Source organism: Nocardia sp. NPDC059240 (genome assembly GCF_042753865.1).
In the GTDB taxonomy this organism is placed as follows: domain Bacteria; phylum Actinomycetota; class Actinomycetes; order Mycobacteriales; family Mycobacteriaceae; genus Nocardia.
In genome coordinates this window covers 1-1,034 of the sequence record NZ_JBHZAC010000034.1, presented here as the reverse complement: position 1 = coordinate 1,034, position 1,034 = coordinate 1, and the positions used below count along the sequence as shown (strand labels likewise).

Genomic DNA, 1,034 nt, shown 5'->3' with positions numbered 1-1,034 from the left:
ACGGTTGTCGCATTATCCGGTACGGAATCAGCCGGAACAATTTCAGGATAGTCGAAGATGAAATCCGAATCATATACGAATACTTGTATCATTTCCATTGCTCCAACCCTCCTAGTAAGGCACTGCCGCGTCTAATGACCAACTGGACACGGCGGACTGATTGTTTCCTGAAAAGCCGACAAACGCCAGTTTACCGTCAGTGTTGATATAAAATTTTGTGAAGCCTGTCGTTCCGTATGCTGTTGCCATGACCGCCTTTTTGTCTGACGGTGAATATGACGCGGGCAATTGTGCAAAGTCAACGCCGAGGTCACACGCCACGTCACCTTTTAGCATGAGGATGTTTCCCCAGCGGGTATACTGCGGTGTTCTTCCTGACGCCTTTGCTCCATTCAATAACGGAAGGTTATACCATGTGAGCGCCATAAAATCATTTTGTGTAAACAGCTGTCGCCAACCCCTGAATACATTGTCAGTGTGTATAACACCAATCCATGACGTATTATCATAGGAACGTGTCAGAACCAATTTCCGCAGACCGTTTGGCGCTGGTAGAATGTCGAGATAGTACCAAGAAGCGTCACCCGGTAACGGTAGTTGATTCCATCCTGTCCCATAATAAAAACCGGGTGGTGCGGTGAATATGCTGTCAGCTGAAGCCAACCGTTTCCGCATTCCTTCAGCATCCGTTAATGCATATTTCTGTGAGAAGTTTTGAACCCCGATAACATCCTGAAGCGATAGATTCGTTGTCTGTAAATCCTTTTGCAGCTGTGTCGCATCCGTAGCAGCTTGATTCCATTTCAAACGTTCAGAATCCGAGACGTGAGGTTTAGCATTTGCGATATGGTTCTTCAGGTTTGTTTCTGATGTCGTCACCCTGTCACTCATACCGTCCCACTTGGTACGGTCTTCAGACGATACGTGTTTGGTCGTGTCCTTTACATGAGCGTCCAAGACTCGGCCGAATGAATCAACGTCAGCCTTCATACTTTGAATTTGTTGGTCAGTTGCACCAGTTGACCCACCGTCCG

Annotated in this window: 1 protein-coding gene; it reads right to left on the bottom strand. The window is 47.2% G+C overall.

Going from position 1 to position 1,034, the window contains the following annotated elements; genetic code table 11:
- Nucleotides 1-111: 111 nt before the first annotated feature.
- Nucleotides 112-1,034 (bottom strand): hypothetical protein (locus tag ACFXHA_RS45650; protein ID WP_379367745.1); only part of this gene is annotated, 923 nt, incomplete at its 5' end.